This is a genomic window from Methylobacterium sp. AC832 (assembly GCF_979256025.1).
In genome coordinates this window covers 1-266 of record NZ_CEEDMV010000050.1, presented here as the reverse complement: position 1 = coordinate 266, position 266 = coordinate 1, and the positions used below count along the sequence as shown (strand labels likewise).

Here is a 266-nt window from a genome sequence, read left to right as displayed (position 1 = left end):
TCCGCCCCTGCCGCGGACGACGACGTCCATGAGCAGGCTGAGGCGAAGGCGGGTGAGGAGGAGCCGGAAGTGCCGTCCGGCACCGAGCCTCCGCCATTCACCCATGCCTTGACGCAGCATTTCGGCGTCTACGATCAGCTCTTCGCGCGGGCCTCGCGTGACACCGCTACGGTGACATCCGAGACCGAAGCGGCGGCCTATAACATCATGAGGAGCCTGCGAGCGGTCGACATCGCCCTGTCGGACCTTCTGAGCTTCCTCGATTC

The 266-nt window shown here is 65.4% G+C and carries 1 protein-coding gene; it reads left to right on the top strand.

What is annotated here, in order from left to right; genetic code table 11:
- Positions 1 to 266 (top strand): hypothetical protein (locus AC0IXR_RS25080; protein WP_471762600.1); only part of this gene is annotated, 266 nt, incomplete at both ends.